This is a genomic window from Streptomyces sp. NPDC034037 (assembly GCF_055575715.1).
Genome location: NZ_JBVISC010000001.1, coordinates 374,548 through 393,938 on the forward strand (window position 1 = coordinate 374,548; position 19,391 = coordinate 393,938).

At 73.3% G+C, this 19,391-nt stretch carries 18 protein-coding genes and 1 riboswitch; of the genes, 4 read left to right on the forward strand and 14 right to left on the reverse strand.

The annotated features are described in order from the left end of the window. Nucleotides 1-21: 21 nt before the first annotated feature. The 6 genes from ACZ516_RS01750 to ACZ516_RS01775 form a co-directional block, all read right to left on the reverse strand. Complete coding sequence (locus ACZ516_RS01750) at nucleotides 22-786, reverse strand: endonuclease/exonuclease/phosphatase family protein (protein WP_469008012.1); 765 nt, start codon at nucleotides 784-786, stop codon at nucleotides 22-24. Between the two features lie 117 nt (nucleotides 787-903). After that, nucleotides 904-1,857, reverse strand: coding sequence for an ROK family glucokinase (locus ACZ516_RS01755; RefSeq protein WP_358584230.1), 954 nt, complete (start codon nucleotides 1,855-1,857; stop codon nucleotides 904-906). Nucleotides 1,858-1,909: 52 nt separating this feature from the next. Further along, nucleotides 1,910-2,395 (reverse strand): DUF5304 domain-containing protein, encoded by a 486-nt coding sequence (locus ACZ516_RS01760; RefSeq protein ID WP_361081727.1) that lies wholly within the window; start codon nucleotides 2,393-2,395, stop codon nucleotides 1,910-1,912. Nucleotides 2,396-2,429: 34 nt separating this feature from the next. Beyond that, the gene (locus ACZ516_RS01765; protein ID WP_469008014.1) at nucleotides 2,430-3,590 is read right to left on the reverse strand and encodes an ArsA family ATPase; all 1,161 of its coding nucleotides are present in this window, start codon (nucleotides 3,588-3,590) and stop codon (nucleotides 2,430-2,432) included. Nucleotides 3,591-3,631: 41 nt separating this feature from the next. Then, nucleotides 3,632-4,072 carry an SRPBCC family protein gene (locus ACZ516_RS01770; protein ID WP_358584235.1) on the reverse strand — a complete coding sequence of 147 codons (441 nt, stop codon included), beginning with the start codon at nucleotides 4,070-4,072 and terminating at the stop codon, nucleotides 3,632-3,634. Nucleotides 4,073-4,148: 76 nt separating this feature from the next. Next, nucleotides 4,149-4,919, reverse strand: a complete 771-nt coding sequence (locus tag ACZ516_RS01775) for a metallophosphoesterase family protein (RefSeq protein ID WP_358584237.1) — start codon at nucleotides 4,917-4,919, stop codon at nucleotides 4,149-4,151. A gap of 298 nt (nucleotides 4,920-5,217) precedes the next feature. Here ACZ516_RS01775 and ACZ516_RS01780 point away from each other — a divergent pair, with 298 nt between their 5' ends. Beyond that, nucleotides 5,218-7,014, forward strand: a complete 1,797-nt coding sequence (locus ACZ516_RS01780; RefSeq protein ID WP_469008017.1) for an AMP-dependent synthetase/ligase — start codon at nucleotides 5,218-5,220, stop codon at nucleotides 7,012-7,014. Nucleotides 7,015-7,365: 351 nt separating this feature from the next. Here the strand turns inward: ACZ516_RS01780 and ACZ516_RS01785 are convergent, their stop codons facing one another. Beyond that, complete coding sequence (locus ACZ516_RS01785; protein ID WP_469008019.1) at nucleotides 7,366-8,508, reverse strand: glycosyltransferase family 4 protein; 1,143 nt, start codon at nucleotides 8,506-8,508, stop codon at nucleotides 7,366-7,368. 108 nt (nucleotides 8,509-8,616) lie between these two features. Here ACZ516_RS01785 and ACZ516_RS01790 point away from each other — a divergent pair, with 108 nt between their 5' ends. Beyond that, on the forward strand, nucleotides 8,617-9,864 hold the full coding sequence (locus ACZ516_RS01790; RefSeq protein ID WP_469008021.1) for a glycosyltransferase 87 family protein: 1,248 nt from the start codon (nucleotides 8,617-8,619) through the stop codon (nucleotides 9,862-9,864). On the opposite strand, the gene ACZ516_RS01795 is transcribed toward ACZ516_RS01790, so the two are convergent. The 5 genes from ACZ516_RS01795 to ACZ516_RS01815 all read right to left on the reverse strand — a co-directional run bounded on the left by ACZ516_RS01795 (nucleotide 9,821) and on the right by ACZ516_RS01815 (nucleotide 15,245). Next, nucleotides 9,821-11,032, reverse strand: a complete 1,212-nt coding sequence (locus ACZ516_RS01795; protein ID WP_469008022.1) for a hypothetical protein — start codon at nucleotides 11,030-11,032, stop codon at nucleotides 9,821-9,823. The two genes, ACZ516_RS01790 and ACZ516_RS01795, sit on opposite strands and share 44 nt — an antisense overlap. A 38-nt stretch (nucleotides 11,033-11,070) precedes the next feature. After that, nucleotides 11,071-12,096, reverse strand: a complete 1,026-nt coding sequence (locus ACZ516_RS01800) for a C40 family peptidase (RefSeq protein WP_469008024.1) — start codon at nucleotides 12,094-12,096, stop codon at nucleotides 11,071-11,073. Between the two features lie 211 nt (nucleotides 12,097-12,307). Continuing rightward, complete coding sequence (locus ACZ516_RS01805) at nucleotides 12,308-13,354, reverse strand: C40 family peptidase (protein WP_361081739.1); 1,047 nt, start codon at nucleotides 13,352-13,354, stop codon at nucleotides 12,308-12,310. Nucleotides 13,355-13,622: 268 nt separating this feature from the next. Beyond that, nucleotides 13,623-14,972 carry an NYN domain-containing protein gene (locus ACZ516_RS01810; protein ID WP_358584054.1) on the reverse strand — a complete coding sequence of 450 codons (1,350 nt, stop codon included), beginning with the start codon at nucleotides 14,970-14,972 and terminating at the stop codon, nucleotides 13,623-13,625. Nucleotides 14,973-15,005: 33 nt separating this feature from the next. Continuing rightward, entirely contained in the window at nucleotides 15,006-15,245 is a 240-nt protein-coding gene (locus ACZ516_RS01815; protein WP_358584052.1) for a hypothetical protein, read from the reverse strand. 156 nt (nucleotides 15,246-15,401) lie between these two features. Here ACZ516_RS01815 and ACZ516_RS01820 point away from each other — a divergent pair, with 156 nt between their 5' ends. Then, a complete protein-coding gene (locus tag ACZ516_RS01820) occupies nucleotides 15,402-16,136 on the forward strand; it encodes a rhomboid family intramembrane serine protease (protein WP_358584050.1) in 735 nt (244 codons plus the stop codon). Further along, on the forward strand, nucleotides 16,133-16,414 hold the full coding sequence (locus ACZ516_RS01825) for an Lrp/AsnC family transcriptional regulator (RefSeq protein WP_125512351.1): 282 nt from the start codon (nucleotides 16,133-16,135) through the stop codon (nucleotides 16,412-16,414). Before ACZ516_RS01820 ends, ACZ516_RS01825 begins: the two co-directional genes overlap by 4 nt. A 17-nt stretch (nucleotides 16,415-16,431) precedes the next feature. Here ACZ516_RS01825 and ACZ516_RS01830 read toward each other — a convergent pair whose 3' ends face one another. Together ACZ516_RS01830 and trpD are read right to left on the reverse strand one after the other, a co-directional pair. Next, a complete protein-coding gene (locus tag ACZ516_RS01830; protein ID WP_469008026.1) occupies nucleotides 16,432-17,811 on the reverse strand; it encodes an aminotransferase class V-fold PLP-dependent enzyme in 1,380 nt (459 codons plus the stop codon). Between the two features lie 190 nt (nucleotides 17,812-18,001). Next, nucleotides 18,002-18,119: riboswitch (SAM riboswitch) on the reverse strand. Between the two features lie 87 nt (nucleotides 18,120-18,206). After that, complete coding sequence (trpD, locus tag ACZ516_RS01835) at nucleotides 18,207-19,271, reverse strand: anthranilate phosphoribosyltransferase (RefSeq protein ID WP_358584046.1); 1,065 nt, start codon at nucleotides 19,269-19,271, stop codon at nucleotides 18,207-18,209. Nucleotides 19,272-19,391: the final 120 nt, after the last annotated feature.

The window sequence follows — 19,391 nt, forward strand, 5'->3', positions numbered from 1 at the left end:
ACCGGGCCGCCGCCGGGTGCCCTATCGGGCGGGCGGCACCCTGAGGGCGGCCAGGACCGGCAGATGGTCCGTGGCCGCCCTCAGGTCCGTCGCGCTCACCCCGGGCAGGTGCGAGGGCACGCCGCAGCCGAGGACCTCGATCCCGGGCGTCGCGAAGATCGCGTCGATGCGCTGGTGCGGGTCCTTGGGGGTCGAGGTGTGCTCGCCGCCCCAGGGGTTGGCCGTCCAGCAGTCCCGCAGCTCGGCCGCGAGCCCGCGGAACGTCCGCCCCTGCGGCCGCTCGTTGAGGTCGCCGCCCGCGACCGCGTGCTCCACTCCGAGAGCGGCGAGGCGCTCGAGCAGCATCCCGCCCTGGGCGCGGCGCTCCTCGGCCTGGAGGCTGAGGTGGCAGCTCAGGACGCCGAGGCGGGCGCCGCCGAAGCGGACGACGGCGGTCGCGAAGCCGCGCCGGTGCAGCCCCGGCGTGAGGGGCAGCAGGACGTCCTCGGTCCGTTCGACTCCCGCCCGCAGCGAGCAGAGCAGCGCGGGCCCGGCCGCGGAGCCGCCGCCGGAGAGGACCACCAGGTCGGCGGCGTGCGCGAGCCGGGCGAGCTTCTTGCGCCAGCGGAAGAACCGCGGCGCCTCCTGGATCAGGACGAGATCGGGGGCGCAGGCGGCCATGACGCGGGCGAGCGCGTCGGTGTCGTCGCGCATCGAGCGGATGTTGTAGCTGAGCACCCGGACGACGGCCGAACCGTCCCCTTCGGTGCGCGAGTCGGGCAGCGTACGGGTCGGGCTCGTCGACATGGCGATCAAGATACGCGAACGCCGGGCAGGCGGAGGTCTCCGGCCTGTCCGGCGCTCGTTCGCGCACGGGTACGACGGGGGCGCGCGGCGCGATCGGCCGCGCCCCCCGGCGCGGGGTCACATGACCGGGTCGGGCTCCCGCGCCAGGTCCGCCGCGCCGACCAGGCCCGCCTTGTTGCCCAGCTGGGCGGCGATGACCTGGGCCTCGGGGCGCCAGGCGGCGCCGACGAGCCAGCGCTTGAAGGACTTGCGGATCGGGTCGAGGACCAGCTCGCCCTCGTCCGAGAGGCCGCCGCCGACGATGAACGCGGACGGGTCGAACAGCGAGGCCAGGTCGGCGAGACCGGCACCGGCCCAGCGGGCCAGCTCGCGGTAGGAGTCGATGGCCACGGCGTCGCCCTGGCGGGCGGCCATCGAGATGTGCTTGCCCTCGATGCCCTCGGGCGTGCCGTCCCCCAGCGAGAGCAGGAACTCGGCGTTCTCGGGGGTCGCGTTGGCCCGCTGGCGCGCGTAGCGCACGAGGGCGCGCCCGGAGGCGTACTGCTCCCAGCAGCCCTGGCTGCCGCAGCCGCAGAGCAGCCCATCCGGCACCATCCGGATGTGGCCGAACTCGGCGGCCACGCCGAAGTGGCCGCGGCGCAGCTTGTTGCCGATGATGATGCCGCCGCCGAGGCCGGTGCCCAGCGTGATGCAGATGACGTTGCGGTGGCCCTTGCCGCCGCCGAACTTGTACTCGCCCCAGGCCGCGGCGTTGGCGTCGTTCTCCACGACGACCGGCAGGCCCACGCGCTTTTCGACCTCGTCCTTGAGCGGCTCCTGCCGCCAGTCGATGTTCGGCGCGAAGTAGACCGTGGAGCGCTGGCGGTTGACGTAGCCGGCGGCACCGATGCCCACGCCGACGATGTCGTGACCGGCCCGCGCGCCTTCCACCGCGGAGGCGATCGCGTCGACGATGGCCTCGGAAGTACCAGGGGTCGGCACCTTGAACGTCGAGAGGATGTTGCCGTCCTCGTCGACCACTCCGGCCGCGATCTTGGTGCCGCCGATGTCGACGCCGATGGTGAGTCCCATGAATCCCTCAGTTCGATCGAGCCCCGCTACGGCCCACCGTACCCGAGGGGGGTCAGTCGAGATCGATGTGTTCCGCGGCCGGGGGCTCCTCGTCGCCGCGGTCCGTGCCGCGCTCGCGCTCCGGGGCCCGCGGACCCTCGCCCCGCGTCCAGCGGCCCTCCTGGCCGCGGGCGGCCGAGCGGTAGGCGGCGAGCAGCTCGGATCCGGCGGCGGCCAGGTGGTCGAAGACGTCGGGGTTGCGCTCGATGACCGGCTCGACCGCGGCCTTCGCCTGCTGGACGACCTGCCGCACGGTCTGCTCGACGGCGCCCTGCGCGGCCGCGCCGAGCAGCGGCGCCTGGAGCCCGGCGAGCTTCTCGGAGACGGCGTCGACGAGCTTGCGCAGCTCCTCGGCGGCCGACCCGGGCGGCGTCCCGTACTGGGCACGGCGGCGGGCCCGCTCCGCCGCGAGGTCCTCGGCGCACGCCTGCTCCCAGGCGTCGGCGTCGACGTCCGGTCCGGCAGCTTCGGGGACTTCGCGCTCGCTGGCATCGCTCATACCACTCGACGTTACCCGAATGGCGGCATCCCGTTCACCGTCCGCGCGGCCACAGCTGGGGGTCGGGTGTGAACCGCACGCGCAGCTCCCCCTCGTGCAGCCCGGCCCCGGCGACGGTGCAGCGGCGCAGCGCGGACGGCAGGGCGACGATGCGGCGGTGGGCGCCGGCGGTGACGACGAGTTCGTCGCCGCGCCGGATCAGGCCCAGCTCCTCGCGCACGGCGCCGGGCAGCGGGATGTGCCATACGTACGTGTGGCCTCCCTCGCCGTCGGCCGCCTCGGTGACGGGCCACTCGGCGGGGGCGGGTGCGACGGCGGGGGCGGGCACGCCGAGGGCGGCGAGGTCGTCGGCGCCGCGCGGGTCGCGCCCGAGGTGCGGGATGCGGGCGACGGGCTCGTACGCGCTCTCCCAGGCGGCCAGCGTCTTGTGCTGCTGGGCGCAGAGCCCCGCGAGCCAGGTGTCCGCGGAGGTGTCGGGCAGCAGCCGGTTGGCGAGCAGGCAGTCGGTGCGCAGGCCCTGGAGGGCGAGGCCGGTGACGGTGGAGGCCACGGCGTCGGCGCCCGCCGGGCCCGGTTCGGCGACCAGGCGGACAGTGGTGCCGGGGGCCTCGATGACGGCCTGGGCGGCGGTCAGTTCGTCCTCCCAGCGGGCGGCGGTCCCATACAGCCAGGCGGCCGGCATCGGGACGCCCGCGAGGCGGCCGAGCATGGGGCGCAGGGCGCGGGCGGCCTGCCGCTCGGGCGGCAGCAGCCTGCGCAGGTAGCGGCGGAGCTGCTCGGGCAGGGCGAGCACCGCGAGGGCGGTGGGGGTGGGGGGCAGGTCGAGCACCACGGTGTCGTGGGCGTCCTCGCGGGCGGCGTCGCGCAGGGCGCGCAGCAGGGCCAGCTCCTCGGCGCCGGGCAGCGGGGTCAGCTCCTCGCCGTCGAGCCGTTCGGCGCCGAGCAGGTCGAGGCCGGCGGCGGCACGTTCCTGCAGGGCGAGCAGGTCGTCCCGGAAGCGGTCGTCGGGGGCGGGGCGTCGCACGGTGAGGTTCGGATGCGGGGCCGGGCCGCCGAGCACCGCGGTGAGGGTGTCGGCGCGGTCGGCGCCGATCACGAGCGTCCGCCGGCCGGCGCGGGCGGCGGCGAGCGCCGTGGCGGCGGCGACGGTGGTCCGTCCGGAGCCGCCGGGGCCGGTGACGAGGAGGGTGCGCATAGGGGTGAACGCTACGTCAGCGGCCCTGCCGGGCCGCCGGCTCACGCCTCCTTGGACTCGACCCGCTTCTTCAGCCCGGCGAGCGCCCGGTCGATGATGACCTTCTCTGCCTTGCGCTTGATCATGCCGAGCATCGGGATCTTGACGTCGACGGTCAGCCGGTAGGTGACCTCGGTGCCGGTGCCGGCGGGGCGCAGGAGGTAGGAGCCGTCCAGGGAGCGCAGCATCTGGGACTTGACGAGGGTCCAGCTGACCTGGTCGTCGCCCGTCCAGGTGTAGCCGAGGGTCTGGTCGTCCTTGATGGCGCCGGCGTCCATGACGAGGCGGACCTCTTTGGCGCGGCCGCGTTCGTCGGTGGCGAGGACCTCGGCCTCCTTCACCTCTCCCGTCCAGTCAGGGTAGCGGGCGAAGTCGGCGATCACTCCCATGACCTCGGCGGGGGCCGCCTCGATCATGATGGTCGAGCTGGTGTGTTCCGCCATCGCTGTGGCTCCTCCAGATGCGGTCCGGGTCCGGGACGGGACGTCTGCCGCGTGAAGGCTACCGCGCGCCGCCGGCTCACCACTCCAGGGCCCAGGGCCTGCCGGACCCGGCGAAGTGGCCCACGTTCACGCACTCGGTGGCGCCAACGCGCATGCGCCGGACCAGGGGCTGGTGGACGTGGCCGAAGAGCGCGTACTTGGGGCGGGTCCTGCGGATGGCTTCGAGCAGGGCCCGGCTGCCGCGCTCGAAGCGGCGGGCCACGGTGTCGTAGAGCAGCTCGGGGACGTCCGGGGGGATGTGGGTGCACAGGACGTCGACCTCGCCGACGGCCTCGATCTTGGCGGCGTACTCCTCGTCGCCGATCTCGTAGGGCGTGCGCATCGGGGTGCGCAGGCCGCCGCCGACGAAGCCGAAGACGCGGCCGCCGATCTCCACGCGCTCGCCGTCCAGGACGGTGGTGCCGGGACCGGCGTATTCACGCCACAGGGTCGGCATGTCGACATTGCCGTAGGTGGCGTACGTAGGGGTGGGGAAGGCGGCGAACAGTTCGGCGTACTGCTTGCGGACCGCGCGTTCGATGGCCGGGACGCGGTCGACGCCGGCCCACAGTCGCGCGCCGAACGCCCTGGCCTCCTCGAAGCGGCGGGCGGTGCGCAGCTCGACCAGCCTGCTCGCGTTCCGCGCGCCGAACAGGTCGGGGAAGATGCCGCGCGAGTGGTCGGCGTAGTCCAGGAAGAGGACGAGGTCGCCCAGGCAGATGAGCGCGTCGGCGCCGTCCCCCGCGCGGGCGAGGTCCGCCGCGTTGCCGTGCACGTCACTGACCACATGGACCCGGAAAGCTGGCATGCGGATCACCCTAGGACGGCCGCCCGGGCGGCGGTAGGGCCCGGCCCCACGGCCGGACCTGCGGTTACTTCCGAGTCGGGAAGGGGGTGGCGTACTGTGCGGTTCAGACCAACGGCGACGTGTGACGCACCGAACATCTGGGCCCGCCCCCCTACCGAACAAGCCATACCGGTGGGTAACGTCCGGGCAGTCCAGTAGTGCTCAGCCCCCCACTCGACTGAGCACCTGCCCGATCTTGGACCGCACCGTCGCAGCACACAACGTCGTGGCGCCGGCGCCCTATGTAGGAGCAGCAGTCTTGCGCGAGTTCAGCCTTCCGGCCCTGTACGAGGTCCCCGCGGACGGCAATCTGACCGACATCGTCCGTAGAAACGCCGCGCAGCACCCGGATGTCGCCGTCATCGGCCGCAAGGTCGGCGGCAGCTGGCAGGACGTCGACGCCAGGACCTTCCTCGCCGAGGTGCGCGCCACCGCCAAGGGGCTGATCGCCGCCGGCGTGCGGGCCGGCGACCGCGTCGGCCTGATGTCCCGTACCCGGTACGAGTGGACGCTGCTCGACTTCGCCATCTGGAGCGCCGGCGCGGTGACCGTGCCGGTGTACGAGACCAGCTCGGCCGAGCAGATCCAGTGGATCCTCGGCGACTCCGGTGCCGTGGCCTGCGTCGTCGAACTGGACGCGCACGCCGCCGCCGTGGAGTCCGTCCGCCACGGGCTGCCCGCCCTCGCCCACGTCTGGCAGATCGACAAGGGCGGCGTCGACGAGCTGAACCGCGCGGGCGCCGAGGTCTCGGACCAGACGGTCGACGAGCGCAGCGCGGTCGCCAAGGCCGACGACCCGGCCACCATCGTCTACACCTCCGGCACCACGGGCCGCCCCAAGGGCTGCGTCCTGACGCACCGCAGCTTCTTCGCCGAGTGCGGCAATGTGGTGGAGCGCCTCAAGCCCCTCTTCCGCACGGGCGAGTGCTCGGTCCTGCTCTTCCTTCCCGTGGCCCACGTCTTCGGACGCCTGGTCGAGGTCGCCGCCCTGATGGCGCCGATCAAGCTGGGCCACGCGCCCGACGTGAAGAACCTCACGGAGGAGCTGGCCTCCTTCCGGCCGACCATGATCCTGGGCGTCCCGCGCGTCTTCGAGAAGGTCTACAACTCCGCCCGCGCCAAGGCCCAGGCCGACGGCAAGGGCAAGATCTTCGACAAGGCCGCGGACACGGCGATCGCCTACAGCCGCGCGCTCGACACCCCCTCGGGGCCCTCCCTCGGCCTGCGGATCAAGCACAAGGTCTTCGACAAGCTGGTCTTCAGCAAGCTGCGCGCGGTGCTCGGCGGCCGCGGGGAGTACGCGATCTCCGGCGGTGCCCCGCTCGGCGAGCGCCTCGGCCACTTCTTCCGCGGCATCGGCTTCACGGTCCTGGAGGGCTACGGCCTGACCGAGTCCTGCGCGGCCACCGCCTTCAACCCGTGGGACCGCCAGAAGATCGGCACGGTGGGCCAGCCGCTGCCGGGCTCGGTGGTGCGGATCGCCGACGACGGGGAAGTACTGCTGCACGGCGAGCACCTGTTCTCGCGGTACTGGAACAACGAGGGCGCCACCGAAGAGGCCCTCGCCGACGGCTGGTTCCACACCGGCGACATCGGCACGCTCGACGAGGACGGCTACCTGCGCATCACCGGCCGCAAGAAGGAGATCATCGTCACCGCCGGCGGCAAGAACGTCGCCCCGGCCGTGATCGAGGACCGCATCCGGGCGCACGCGCTGGTCGCCGAGTGCATGGTCGTCGGCGACGGCCGCCCCTTCGTGGGCGCGCTGGTCACCGTGGACGACGAGTTCCTCGGCCGCTGGGCCGCCGAGCACGGCAAGCCCGCCGGGTCGACGGCCGCGTCCCTGCGCGAGGACGCGGATCTGCTCGCGGCGATCCAGAGCGCGGTGGACGACGGCAACGCGGCGGTCTCCAAGGCGGAGTCCGTACGCAAGTTCCGGGTGCTGGCCTCGCAGTTCACGGAGGAGTCCGGGCATCTGACGCCGTCGCTGAAGCTGAAGCGGAATGTGGTGGCGAAGGATTACGCGGACGAGATCGAAGCGATTTACCGCGGGTAGCGTTGGCGGGTGCGCCCACTCGCCGTGGGGGGACCTGTCGTCTCGCGGCTTGCGGAGTTCTGTGGTTGCTCGCGCCGTTCCCCGCGCCCCTGGGAAGCGGGCTGCGCCCGCTTTTCTGTTGGCGGGGCGGTGGTCCTGCCTTAGGGGCGCGGGGAACTGCGCGAGCGGCCCACGACGGCCGTCGGGTGAGTGACAACTTCTGGCTGCGGCTCGGGGCGCCCACTCGCCGTGGGAGGCCTGTCGACTCGCGGCTTCCGGGCCTCTCCTGGTTGCTCGCGCCGTTCCCCGCGCCCCTGAAAGACGGGCTGCGCCCGCTTTCCCGTTGGGGCGCGGGGAACTGCGCGAGGACCCTTAGAGGAGGGCGCGGAGTCGGTCCGCCAAGAGGTCCCAGCGCCATTTTTCCTCTACCCAGGCGCGGCCCCGCTCGCCCATGCGGGCGCGTAGCTCCGCGTCTGCCAGCAGCGCGGTGACGCGGTCCGCCGCCTCCTCGGGGGCGCCGCCCCGGACGACCCAGCCCGTCTCCCCGTCCAGGACCGCGTCCGGCGCCCCGCCGGAGTCACCGGCGACGACGGGCAGCCCGGTCGCGGACGCCTCCAGGTAGACGATGCCGAGGCCCTCGACGTCCAGGCCCCCGCGCCGGGTCCGGCACGGCATGGCGAAGACGTCACCGGCGCCGTAGTGCGCGGGCAGCTCCTCCCACGGCACCGCCCCGGTGAAGCGCACGGAGTCCGCGACGCCGGTCTCGGCGGCCAGCTTGCGCAGGTCGCTCTCGTAGGGGCCGCCGCCGACGACCAGGAGCACCGCCTCCGGCTCCGCGGCGAGAATCCTCGGCATGGCGAGGATCAGCGTGTCCTGCCCCTTGCGCGGCACGAGCCGCGAGACGCAGACCACGACGGGACGGTCGCTCAGGCCGAGCCGGGCCCGCACAACGTCGCCCCCGGACCCCGGGTGGAAGGTCTTCTCGTCGACCCCGGGCGGCAGTTGGACCATGCGCTCCGCCGCGGCCGGCGTCAGCGCGGCGGCGATGCGCGAGCGCGTGTACTCGCCGAGATAGGTGATCGTGTCCGTCGACTCGCCGATCCGCCGCAGGAGTTGCCGCGAGGCGGGCAGCTGGGCCCAGCCGGCCTCGTGGCCGTGCGTGGTGGCGACGAGCCGCGTGGCGCCCGCCCTGCGCAGCGCGGGCGCCATGAGCCCGAGCGGCGCGGCCGCCCCGAACCACACCGACGTACAGCCGTGTTCGCGCAGGAGCGACACGGCGCGGCGGGTGGCGCGCGGGGTGGGCAGCAGCATCGTCGTGGGGTCCCGGACGACCTTGAAGGGCTGCTCGGCGTCGAAGGCCGCGGTGGCCTCGGCGCCCTCGCGGCCGCGCTTCCAGGTGGAGGCGTAGACGACGAGCCGCTCGGGGTCCAGGCGCAGCGCCATGTTGTGCAGGAACGCCTGGATGCCACCGGGCCTGGGCGGGAAGTCGTTCGTGACGATCAGGGTCTTGTGCATCGCGCACGACAGTACCGAACGGCCCGGCCTCTTCGTCCGCCGCCGGTCCCACCCGGCATCATGACTCCACGAATCACGACGAAGCATGTGAAAAGGGGCAAGGAGCGCATGACAGGCACAGCACGCGTCCTGACCGTCTGGGCCCCGACCAGGATCCTCCTGCTGCTCTGCGTCTTCCGGGTGCTCGTCGTCCCGGGCCCGGACGTCACGAGCGATGTCTCGGTCATCTATCAGGGCTGGTACGAGGTCCTGCGCACCGGCACCTTCCCGCTCGACGACGTCACCTGGCAGTACCCGCCCGCCGCCGCCCTCGCCGTCCTCTCCCCCGCCCTGCTGCCCTTCCTCGGCTACGCCTCGGCCTTCTTCGTCCTCGCCTTCCTCGCGGACACGGCGGTCTGCGGGCTGCTCCTGTACGCGGGCCGGCGGCCCGGCAAGTCGTCGCGCGGGCTGTGGGTGTGGGTCGTGGGCGTGCCCCTGCTCGGCCCGACCGTGTACGCCCGCTACGACGTGATGGTGACCGCCGTCGCGGTCGCCGCGCTGCTCGCGGGGACCGGGCGGCCCCGGGTGGCGGGGGCCCTCGCCGGGTTCGGGGCGCTGCTCAAGGGGTGGCCGGTGCTGCTGCTCGTCGGCACCCCGCGCGGGCGGGCGACGCGGCGGTCCTGGTCCGCCGCGGCGGGCACCGCGCTCGGCGCCGCGCTGGTGTTCCTCGTGGCGATGCCGGGGGCGCTCGCGTTCCTCACCTTCCAGCGTGACCGCGGCACCGAGGTGGAGTCCCTCGGCGCCCTCGTCTTCCATGTCGGGCGCCACCTCGGCTGGCGGGGCGAGGTCCGGCTCAACTACGGCTCGGTGGAGTTCCTCGGCCCGTACGTCCCCCTGGTGAGCGCGGCGGCGCAGCTCCTGTCGGCGGCGGCCCTGAGCTGGCTCGTGGCGTGGCGGCTGTACGCCCGGGCCTGGGCGGCGAACACCCTCGCGGACGCGGCCTTCGTGGCGGTGCTGCTCTTCACCGTGACGAGCCGGGTGATCAGCCCGCAGTACATGCTGTGGCTGGTCGGCGCGGCCGCCGTGTGTCTGGCGTTCCGCACGAGCCGCATGGAGCTGCCGGTGCGCTTGGTGCTGGTGGCCACGTTCGTGACGTTCCTGGAGTTTCCGGTGTGGTTCTCGCACGTCGTGGTCAGCGACCCGCTGGGCGTCGCCCTGATGTGCGTACGCAACGGCCTGCTGGTGGCGGCGACGCTGCTGGCCTGCCGCACCCTGTGGCGCCAGACCCTGTCCGAACCGCGCGAGCGGTCGGGCGGGGCCGCGCCGGGGCGGGTCAGCCCAGCTCCGAGCGCAGATAGGTGCGCCAGCGCGCCGTGAAGTCGCGCGGTGTGGTGTGCAGGACGTCCCGCAGCGCGTCCCGGACCGCGCCCGCCCGCCGGTCGTGCTCCCCGACGGCCCGGTAGAAGTCGGTCAGCCGCCGCTCGCCCCACCGGTCGGCGATCATCCGGCAGGCCAGCCACGCGCCCTCGTACGACTGGGCGAGGCGCCCGGCGTCGCCGGCGAACCCGAAGTCCTCGTCCTCGGGCAGCGCGCCGGGCGGCGAGCCGCCGCGCACCGCCCGCCGCAGCTCGGGCGCGGCCTGCCGCGCGGTGCGGCCCGTGCCGCGGTAGCCGACCCAGTCCGCGAAGCCCTCGGAGAGCCAGAGCGGGGTGGCATCGGAGGTGTGCGCGCGGGTCGCCACGTGGGCCGTCTCGTGGGTCAGGACGACCTGTTTGCCGAGGTCCCCGAGGATGCCGTACGCCTCGGGGTTGACGAGGATCCGGTCCGCCGGGGCGCGCCCCGAGCCGCCCGCCTCGCCCGTGGTGACCGCCGCTATCCCCCGGTAGCCGGACACGGGCGCGCCGAGGAGGTCCGCCATGTCCTTCAGGGAGCGGGGCACGATGACGACGACCTTCCCCGCCCACGCGCCCGGCCAGGCGTCCCGCACGGCGGGCACCGCCCGGTCGGCGGGACCGGCGAGGCCGCGCAGCTCCGCGGTGCTGTGCCCGACGCCGAGGACGAGGCTGTGCCGGCCCCGCACGACCGCGACGCGCCCCTGGTCCCAGAGCTGCTCGCCCGCCTGCCGCGCGGGCCGCTCGGAGGTGACGTACCACTGTCCGCCGTGCCGTTCCAGCGTGAGCGTGCGCGCGGCGGTGCGCGGGGCGCGGTCGTGGCCCTTGAGGCGGTAGCGCAGTTCGGCGCTCGCGGTGGCCCGGGACCCGGTGCGGTCCAGGCTCTTGAGGCGGTACTCCCAGGAGTCCAGCGGCAGGGCGCGCACGCGGGCCAGGAGATCGGGCGGACGGGGCGCGCCGGCCGCCCGCCGCTCGGTGCGGTCGTAGGCCTGCTCGTCCCGGTCGAGGACCGCGTGCGCGCGCCGGTCCAGGAGTCTGCGGACGTCCCCTGCGGCGGTGTCCGGTACGGGGTCGGCGCCGCAGCCGGACAGCACGGCGAGGCAGAGCGCGACGCACAGCGCCACCGCCCACGACCCACGCCCGCCACCGGCCATCTTCCCGATCGTACGGGGCGGCGGCGGGCGCCCCTCGGTCAGATCCGGGTCACGGAGGAGACCGGCATCATGCCGACGGGGTCGTAGCGGACCGGCGCGCCGGGGTGCGGCGCGTGCACGACCTGGCCGTTGCCCACGTACATCCCGATGTGGCTGGCGTCGTCGCGGTAGGCGACGAGGTCACCGGGGCGCGCCTGGGCCAGCGGCACCTGCCGTCCGGCGTACCGCTGGGCCTGCGAGGTGCGCGGCAGGCCGACGCCGGCCTGGGCGTAGGACCACTGCATGAGGCCGGAGCAGTCGAAGCCGGAGGGGCTGTTGCCGCCCCACACGTAGGGGCGGCCGATGGCGGACCGGGCGGCGGCGAGGGCGGCGGCGGCCCGGGCGGAGGGGGCGGCGCCGGGCGGTGGCAGGTCCTCGCGGCCGCTGGTGCGTGAGGACCTCTCGCGGGCCTCGCGCTCCTTGGTCGGCAGCGCGTTGAGCAGCCGCCTGGCCTGGGCGAGCTTGTGCTCGACGGTGCGCTTGTGGCGGGCGACGACGGCGCGGCTCTTCTCCAGCTCGGCGAGTTTGCGCCCGGCCTCGGCGCGCTGCTGGGCGAGGCCGCGCTGCGCCCGGCTGAGGTCGGCGAGGCGGCCCGCGTGCCGGGTGCTGACGCGGTCCAGGGCCGTGGCCTTGTCGAGGTAGCCCTCCGGGTCGGAGGAGAGCATCAGCTGGAGCGTGGGGTCAATGCCGCCCTCGCGGTACTGCGCCCCGGCGAGCGCGCCGAGCGAACCGCGCATCTCGTTGATCCGCTGCTGGCCGCGCGCGATGCGGTCCCTGGCCCGCTCGACCTGCGCGCGCAGCCTGTCCGCGCGCTCGTCGGCCTTGTTGTAGGCCTCGGTCGCCCGCTCGGCCTGTTCGTACAGCCGGTCCACCCTGGAGTGGGCGTCGGACGGCTTGTCCCGCGGCGCCGCGTCCGCGGGCACACCCCCGAGGGCGACGGCCGCGGTGGCGGCGGCGGCCGTGAGGACGGTGGCGCGCGTGCTCCGGTCGATGCCGGGCTGGGCGGGACGGCGATGGGACACCACGGGTAGCCGCTCTCCCTTCCGCTGGAGGCCCCCCGGCCGGCCCGGGGGAACGCGCGCCGACAGTAGCCGTGCGCATCCCCGGCGGCCAACGACCCGGATGGGTGCGGACAGCGCGACGCCCCGCCTCAGACGCAGGTCATCAGCGGGGCGCGGGGGTCAGCGCGAGGTGCCGTAATTCGCCCGTTCGGACGGTTCGGCACCCGTGTTGACGTCAGGCGACGCGGACGCCGAACTGGAAGTCGCCGAGGTACTCCATCGCCTCGTAGCGCACCACGGCGCCCGGCTTGGGGGCGTGCAGCACCTGGCCGTTGCCGGCGTAGAGGCCGACGTGCGCGAGGTTGTTGAAGAACACCAGGTCGCCGGGCTTGAGTTCACCGCGGCCGATCTTGGTGCCGTCGTTCTGCTGCGTGTACGTGGTCCGGGTGATGGAGACGCCGGCCTGGGCGTACGACCACTGGGTAAGGCCCGAGCAGTCGAAGGAGTTGGGGCCGGTGCCGCCGGAGACGTACGGCTTGCCGAGCTGGGTGGCGGCGGCGTTCAGGGCGGCGGCGCCGCGGCCGGAGGCGGGGGCCTCCTTGCCGAGGTCCGCGGGCTTGTCGGCGGCGCGGTCGGCGGCACGGCTCGCGCGCTGCTTCTCCTTGGCGGCCAGGTCCGACTTCTCCTTGGCCGTCAGGGTGTTGAGGAGCTTCTGCGCCTCACCGAGCTTGCCCTGGACCTCGCGCTTCTTCTTGCCCAGTTCCGTACGGGTGTCGGCGAGGTCGTCCAGCTTGCCGGCGGCCTCCTTGCGCTGCTGCGCGAGGTCCCGCTGCTTCTTCTGGATCTTCTTGAGCGCCTCGACCTGCTGGCTGCTCAACTGGTCCAGGGTGGACGCCTTGTCGAGGTAGTCGTCCGGGTCGGAGGAGAGGAACAGCTGGAGGGAGGGGTCGATGCCGCCGGAGCGGTACTGGGCGCTGGCCATCGTGCCGAGGCCGTCGCGCAGGTCGTTGAGCTGCTCCTGGCCCTTGGCGACCTTGTCCTGGAGAGCGTCGATCTGCTTCTCCAGCTTCTCCTGCTTCTCCTTGGCCCCGTTGTACTTGTCGGTGGCCCGTTCCGCGTCCTCGTAGAGCTTGTCGACCTTGGACTTGACCTCGTCCTTGCCCGGCTTCGGCGCGGCCTGGGCGGCACCCTGCGAGGTGAGGGCCACGGCAGCGGCGGCGGTCGCGGTGAGCACGGTCACGCGAGTGCGGCTCGGCTGCTTGGGTCGACGGTGGGACGCCACTCGGGCGGCTCCTTCTTCCTCCAGCCGCCTACCGAGACGCGGCGGGCGGGTACCACCGCCGCCACCCCGGATGGGTGATCAACCGAGCGGGGGTTCGAAGGGTGACCCTAGTGACCTTCTTGTGATCAGTTCAAATCACGTCGGCAAAAAATCGGTCGCGAAGCGCATTCTTTACCGATAAGGCACAGCCGGTGATGACCTTCTGACGCTACGCCACTCCGGTCGACGCTCAATTCGGGCATACGACCCAGGAGTTGCACCAGGCACGTTAGCCCCGCGAAAGCCTCTTCAGCAGGACCGCCGAAGCCACCGGCCGCGCGCCCGCCTTCGCGATCCCGTCGGCCACCTCACGGTCGGTCGACACGACGACCACGGGCCTGCCGGGCGGCTCGGCGCGCACCAGCTGGCGGATCAACTCGTCCGCCGTGACACCGGGCTTGGAGAACAGCACCCGCACCCCGCGCGGCGGCGCGAGCAGCACCGGAGCGGCCAGCTCCGCGCCGTCGAAGACGCAGGTGACCTCGGCGCCCGACTGCAGGGCGAGCTGCGAGAGCGAGCCGAGCAGGCGCAACCGCTGCTTCTCCAGCGGCATGGTCGGATAGCCCGTCTTGGTGACGTTGTAGCCGTCGACGACCAGATGCGCCTGGGGCAGCGCGAGCAGTTGGTCCAAGATCGCCGGATCGTTCTCCGAGAGGGCGCGGGCGGCGATGTCCTTGGGGGACATCCGGCCGGGCTCCACGGCGTCCACGGTCTCGGCGGGGCGCACGGAGACCGGCGGCAGGGCCAGCTCGCGCCGCAGCCCCTGGGCCGACTCCAGGACCGTGTCGAGCAGCAGGCGCACCCGCATGTCCTCCACGCTGCGCCCCTCGCGGACGGCCCTGCGGCTGGCCTCCAGGGCGGCCTCGGTCTCGCCGAGCCGCGCCTTGAGCCGCCGCGTCTCGCTCTCGGCGGCGGACAGGAGCGCCTGCTGCTCGGCGCGGACCGCCTCGGTCTCGGCGGTCGCCTTGCGCAGCGCCGCCTCGCCGCGCTTGACGTCACTGAGCGCGCCGCGCAGCTTGCGGTGCATCGACTCGGCTTCCCTGCGCGCCGCGTCCAGCTCCGCGCGCAGCCGCTCGGTCTCCGCCCTGGTCTGGCCGCGGGCGGCGGCCAGCTCCTCGCGCAGCCGCTCCAGCTCGGCCCTGGTCTCCTCCTGCACGCGCTCGGCGTCCGCCCGCTGGGCCTCCTCGCCCGCGGCGGTCACCAGCTTCACCCAGCCGGGCGGGCGCAGCACGAAGGCCGCGGCCGCCACGTCCAGGGGGTCGGCGGCCGGCGGCGGGGTCCCCGCGTCCAGGGCGGCGGCCAGCTCGGCCTGCGCCTCCCTGAGGCGTTCACCGATGCGCTGGCGGAAGAGGGTGTCGCCCTCCAGGGCCGCCGCCATGGCGTTGGCCGCGAACTTGGCGCGCCGGGTGGGCGTGAAGCGGGCGTACTGCCTCAGCTGGGCGGGCAGTTCCGCCATCGTCAGCCCGCCGAAGCCGTCCGAGACGATCTGCACGACCCGTCGGCGCACCCCGTCGGGCAGCGGACGGTCGAGCACCTCAGCGGTGCCGTCGTCCGGCTCCCCGCCCGCGCTCTCCACCATCCGTCACCCCACTAGCCGTGCGGGCCCGCTCCCTCAGGAGTCGGTGCCCGGCCTGTCCACGAGTTCCACCTGATCCACCGCGTTGCACCAGCGGCAGCGCACCGACTCGATGGTCTCACTGACCACCTCGCGTTCCTCGACGTTCGACTCACCGGCCAGGTCGAGATGCACATACTCGACGACCTTGGAGGTGCGGGTCACGTCGAAACGCGTGAGATTGCCGCAGAGCGTGCAGCGCCACCGGGTGGTGGCGGTCGGCAGGGGAACCGTCATCGTGGCTGTTCGCTTTCCTCGGTGGCCGTGCCCGCCCGCGGTGCTCGGCGAGGCGCATCGCCCGTAACCCTAAGGCCTGTAAGGGTCGCCGTGCGGCGGTGTCCGGCCCGGCATGGCGGTCTATGCCGGTAGCTCCCGTTACGTCATGCTCTGCCCATGATCAAAGCATGGAGCCCGAAGGCGGTCCGGCTGCTGGGGGGCCGGTCGGCCCCGATGACCCATGGCCTGATCGCCGTCTGCTGCCTGATCTTCGTGATCTCCCCGGTCTCCGGGTTCAACCCCGCCCACGGCACCGGCGACCAGCTGCTCGCCGCGCAACAGGCCTACTTCGAACGCTGGGGCGTGGTCCCCGCCGAGCTGTTCAGCGGCGTCCCACGGGCCGCCCTTGGCCCGTTCACCGCGCTGTTCGTGCACGGCAGCTGGGTGCACCTGCTCGGGAACATGCTGTTCCTGTACGTCTTCGGGGCCATGGTCGAACAGCGCATGGGGCACCTGCCCTACGCACTCTTCTACGTCGTCTGCGGCTATTTCGCCCTGCTCGCCTACGCGGCGGCGCACGCGGGTTCCGGCCAGACCCTCGTCGGGGCCTCCGGGGCGATCTCCGCCGTCCTCGGCGCGTTCCTGCGCCTCTTCCCGAAAGCGCGCGTCACCAGCCTCTTCCCGTTCCTGTTCTTCCTGCCCCTGCGCTTTCCCGCCTGGCTCGTGCTGCCGTTCTGGGTGACGCTCCAGTGGCTGGCGGCGGGGCAGGCCGGCAAGGGCACCGGAGTGGCCTATCTGGCCCACCTCGTCGGCTTCTCCCTGGGCTTTCTCTACGCCTGGGGGTGGTCCGCGCGGAAGGCTAAGGTGACAGGCACAGCAGTACCGGCCACCGAGGGAGACAGCCAGCCGTGATCACCGCGATCGTGCTCATCAAGACCAGCGTGGACCGGATTCCGGAGATCGCCGAGTCGATCGCCGCGCTCGACTCGGTCAGCGAGGTCTTCTCCGTGACCGGCACCTACGACCTGATCGCGATGGTGCGGGTGCCGCGCCACGACGACCTCGCGGACGTCATCCCCGGGCGGATCAGCAAGATCCCCGGCGTGGAGGCGACGGACACCCACGTGGCGTTCCGCACGTACTCGCAGCACGACCTGGAAGCGGCGTTCGCGATCGGCCTCGACTCCTAGCCCCCCCGTGGGGCCTCTCAGGCGGCGCCGGTGTCCGGCACGCAGCGGCCGTCCTGCGTGCGGTAGCTCCAGCGCGCGCCGTCGGCCACCAGCTCCTTGACGGCGCCCACGAACCGCTCGACGTGCTCGTCCGGGGTGCCCGCGCCGAAGCTCACGCGGATCGCGTTCAGGGACTTCTCCCCCGGCGCGGCCTCGGGGGCGCCGCACTCGCCGGGCTCCTCGCTCTCGGCGCCGAGCAGGGTGCGCAGCAGCGGGTGGGCGCAGAACAGGCCGTCTCGTACGCCGATGCCGTACTCGGCGGAGAGCGCGGCGGCGAAGTGCGAGCTGTTCCAGCCGTCCACCACGAAGGAGATGACGCCCACGCGCGGCGCGTCGTCACCGAAGAGCGAGAGGATCCGCACGGCGGGCACCTCGGCGAGCCCCTCGCGCACCTTCCCGATCAAGTGCTGCTCCCGGGCGACCAGCTCCTCGAAGCCGGCCTCGGTGAGCGCCTTGCAGGCGGAGGCGATGGAGTAGACGCCGATCACGTTCGGCGAGCCGGCCTCGTGGCGGGCGGCGCTCTCGTGCCACTCGACGTCCACGCCGCCGCCCGCTTCCTTGGGGCGCCGCGCCACCTTGCGCGAGGCGCCGCCGCCCGCGAGGTAGGGCTCGGCCGCCCGCAGCCAGTCGGAGCGTCCCGCGAGCACGCCCGAGCCGAACGGCGCGTACAGCTTGTGCCCGGAGAAGGCGACCCAGTCGACGTCCAACTCCCGTACGGAGACCGGGTGGTGGGGGGCGAGCTGCGCGGCGTCCAGGACGATGCGGGCGCCGTGGGCGTGCGCGGCGGCGGCCAGCTCCCGCACCGGCCACAGCTCGCCGGTGACGTTCGAGGCGCCGGTCACGCACACCAGGGCGGGCCCGTACGGTTCGCGGTCGGCCAGGGCCCGCTCCAGGGTCCGCACGGCCTCGGCGTGGGTGCGCGGCGCGTCGAGGTAGGTGACGCGGGCGTCCCGCCAGGGCAGCAGCGAGGCGTGGTGCTCGGTCTCGAAGACGAAGACCTCGCAGCCGGCGGGCAGCGCGGCGGCGAGCAGGTTCAGCGAGTCGGTGGTGGACCGGGTGAAGACGACCTGGTCGTCCGGGCGGCAGTCGAGGAACTCCGCGACGGCCGTACGGGAGTTCTCGAAGAGGTCGGTGGACAGCTGCGAGAGGTATCCGGCGCCGCGGTGCACGCTGCCGTAGTACGGCGCGTACGCGGCCACGTCGTCCCACACCCGCTGGAGCGCCGGCGCGCTCGCCGCGTAGTCGAGGGCGGCGTACGTCACCTCGCCGCCGGTGACGAGCGGCACGGTGACGTCCCGGCCGAGGACGGCCAGCGGGGCGCAGACGGACGAGTCGGCGGCAACGGCGGAAACAGACATGGCGAACTCCCGTAAGAGACAAGTGAGTTCACTGCGTCGACGCGCGTACGGCAGAGGTACGGCGGTGCAGTGACGAAAAGAAGAAGGTGTGCGGAAAAGGGGCGACGAGGCCCTAACACATTCGCTTGCTCACGAGACTGCTCCCTTGAGGACCAGGACCCCAGGGCTGTGACATCCACCGATGTCCAGGGGTCCGCGCTTGCCATACGCCTTGCTGCGTACGACCTGGTCTTCACCCGGGGCACCCCGCCACGGACGGAGGGTTGCCGGACAGCGGGCCGGGGCCGTAGTCGCTGTCACTCATGACCTGTGCAGCATCTTGCCACACGATCTTCGGCGCGCAAGGCGCGGTCCAGAATCCGGACCGCGCCTTGCGTCACACGGGTGAGGGGGGGTCAGCGGTTGCTGGCCGCCACCCAGCGCTCCAGGGCCTTCTTGGCGGCCCCGGAGTCGATCGACTCGGCCGCCCGGTCCATGCCCGTGCGGATCTGCTCCGTGAGGGTCCCCGGCTCCTGCGCGAGGGCCACCAGGGCCGCCGCCGAGTTCAACAGGACCGCGTCGCGCACCGGCCCCTTCTCGCCGTCGAGCAGCCGCAGCGCCACCTCGGCGTTGTACGCGGCGTCGGCGCCGCGCAGCGCCTCGACAGGCACCAGGTCGATCCCCACGTCGCGCGGGTCGAAGGCCTCCTCGCGCACGGCGCCGTCGCGCACCGTCCAGACCCGGGAGGTCGCCGTCGTCGTCAGCTCGTCCAGCCCGTCGTCGCCGCGGAAGACCAGCGAGGAGTTGCCGCGCTCGGCGAAGACACCGGCGACGACCGGGGCCATCCGCGCGTCGGCGACCCCGACGGCCTGGGCGCGCACCCGGGCCGGATTGGTGAGCGGGCCCAGGAGGTTGAAGACGGTCCGGATGCCCAGCTGGCCGCGCGCGGCGCCGGCGTGTCGCAGCGCCGGGTGGAACTTCACCGCGAAGCAGAAGGTGATGCCCGCCTCCTCGGCGACCTCCACGACCCGCTCGGGGGTCAGCTGGAGGTTGACGCCGAGCCTCTCCAGCACGTCGGAGGCGCCGCTGGCCGAGGACGCGGCGCGGTTGCCGTGCTTGACGACCTTCGCGCCGGTGCCGGCCACGACGATGGCGGACATGGTGGAGATGTTGACGGTCTTGGCGCCGTCACCGCCGGTGCCGACGATGTCGACGGTCCGCCCCGGCACCTCGATCACGTTGGCGTGGTCGTACATGGTGCGGACCAGGCCGGAGATCTCCTGCACGGTCTCGCCCTTGGCCCGCAGCGCCACGACGAAGCCCGCGATCTGGGCGTCGGTGGCCTCGCCGCGCATGATGCGGTCCATGGCCCAGGCCGTGTCGTCGGCGCTCTGGTCGCGCCCGTCGAGCAGGCCGTTCAGCACGTCGGGCCAGGAACGGCCCGCCGCGGTCGTGCCTCCTGCGGGGGTCACAGCGCTCATGGCCGCTCCTGGTGTTCGTCTGTCGGGGAAGGAAGAACCCGACGCGTCGGCCGGGCCGGGTCCTCGGTGTCCACCCTATCCAGCCGCCGGGACGGCAAAGAGCCCCGTCCATGAACCGGA

What these genes read in the sequence shown, in the direction of transcription:
- trpD (WP_358584046.1), bottom strand. Translation starts at nt 19,271, where the DNA reads ATGAGCGCTGTGACCCCCGCAGGAGGCACGACCGCGGCGGGCCGTTCC.
- ACZ516_RS01820 (WP_358584050.1), top strand. Translation starts at nt 15,402, where the DNA reads ATGATCAAAGCATGGAGCCCGAAGGCGGTCCGGCTGCTGGGGGGCCGG.
- ACZ516_RS01815 (WP_358584052.1), bottom strand. Translation starts at nt 15,245, where the DNA reads ATGACGGTTCCCCTGCCGACCGCCACCACCCGGTGGCGCTGCACGCTC.
- ACZ516_RS01765 (WP_469008014.1), bottom strand. Translation starts at nt 3,590, where the DNA reads ATGCGCACCCTCCTCGTCACCGGCCCCGGCGGCTCCGGACGGACCACC.
- ACZ516_RS01810 (WP_358584054.1), bottom strand. Translation starts at nt 14,972, where the DNA reads ATGGTGGAGAGCGCGGGCGGGGAGCCGGACGACGGCACCGCTGAGGTG.
- ACZ516_RS01795 (WP_469008022.1), bottom strand. Translation starts at nt 11,032, where the DNA reads ATGGCCGGTGGCGGGCGTGGGTCGTGGGCGGTGGCGCTGTGCGTCGCG.
- ACZ516_RS01755 (WP_358584230.1), bottom strand. Translation starts at nt 1,857, where the DNA reads ATGGGACTCACCATCGGCGTCGACATCGGCGGCACCAAGATCGCGGCC.
- ACZ516_RS01830 (WP_469008026.1), bottom strand. Translation starts at nt 17,811, where the DNA reads ATGTCTGTTTCCGCCGTTGCCGCCGACTCGTCCGTCTGCGCCCCGCTG.
- ACZ516_RS01775 (WP_358584237.1), bottom strand. Translation starts at nt 4,919, where the DNA reads ATGCCAGCTTTCCGGGTCCATGTGGTCAGTGACGTGCACGGCAACGCG.
- ACZ516_RS01750 (WP_469008012.1), bottom strand. Translation starts at nt 786, where the DNA reads ATGTCGACGAGCCCGACCCGTACGCTGCCCGACTCGCGCACCGAAGGG.
- ACZ516_RS01785 (WP_469008019.1), bottom strand. Translation starts at nt 8,508, where the DNA reads ATGCACAAGACCCTGATCGTCACGAACGACTTCCCGCCCAGGCCCGGT.
- ACZ516_RS01770 (WP_358584235.1), bottom strand. Translation starts at nt 4,072, where the DNA reads ATGGCGGAACACACCAGCTCGACCATCATGATCGAGGCGGCCCCCGCC.
- ACZ516_RS01760 (WP_361081727.1), bottom strand. Translation starts at nt 2,395, where the DNA reads ATGAGCGATGCCAGCGAGCGCGAAGTCCCCGAAGCTGCCGGACCGGAC.
- ACZ516_RS01790 (WP_469008021.1), top strand. Translation starts at nt 8,617, where the DNA reads ATGACAGGCACAGCACGCGTCCTGACCGTCTGGGCCCCGACCAGGATC.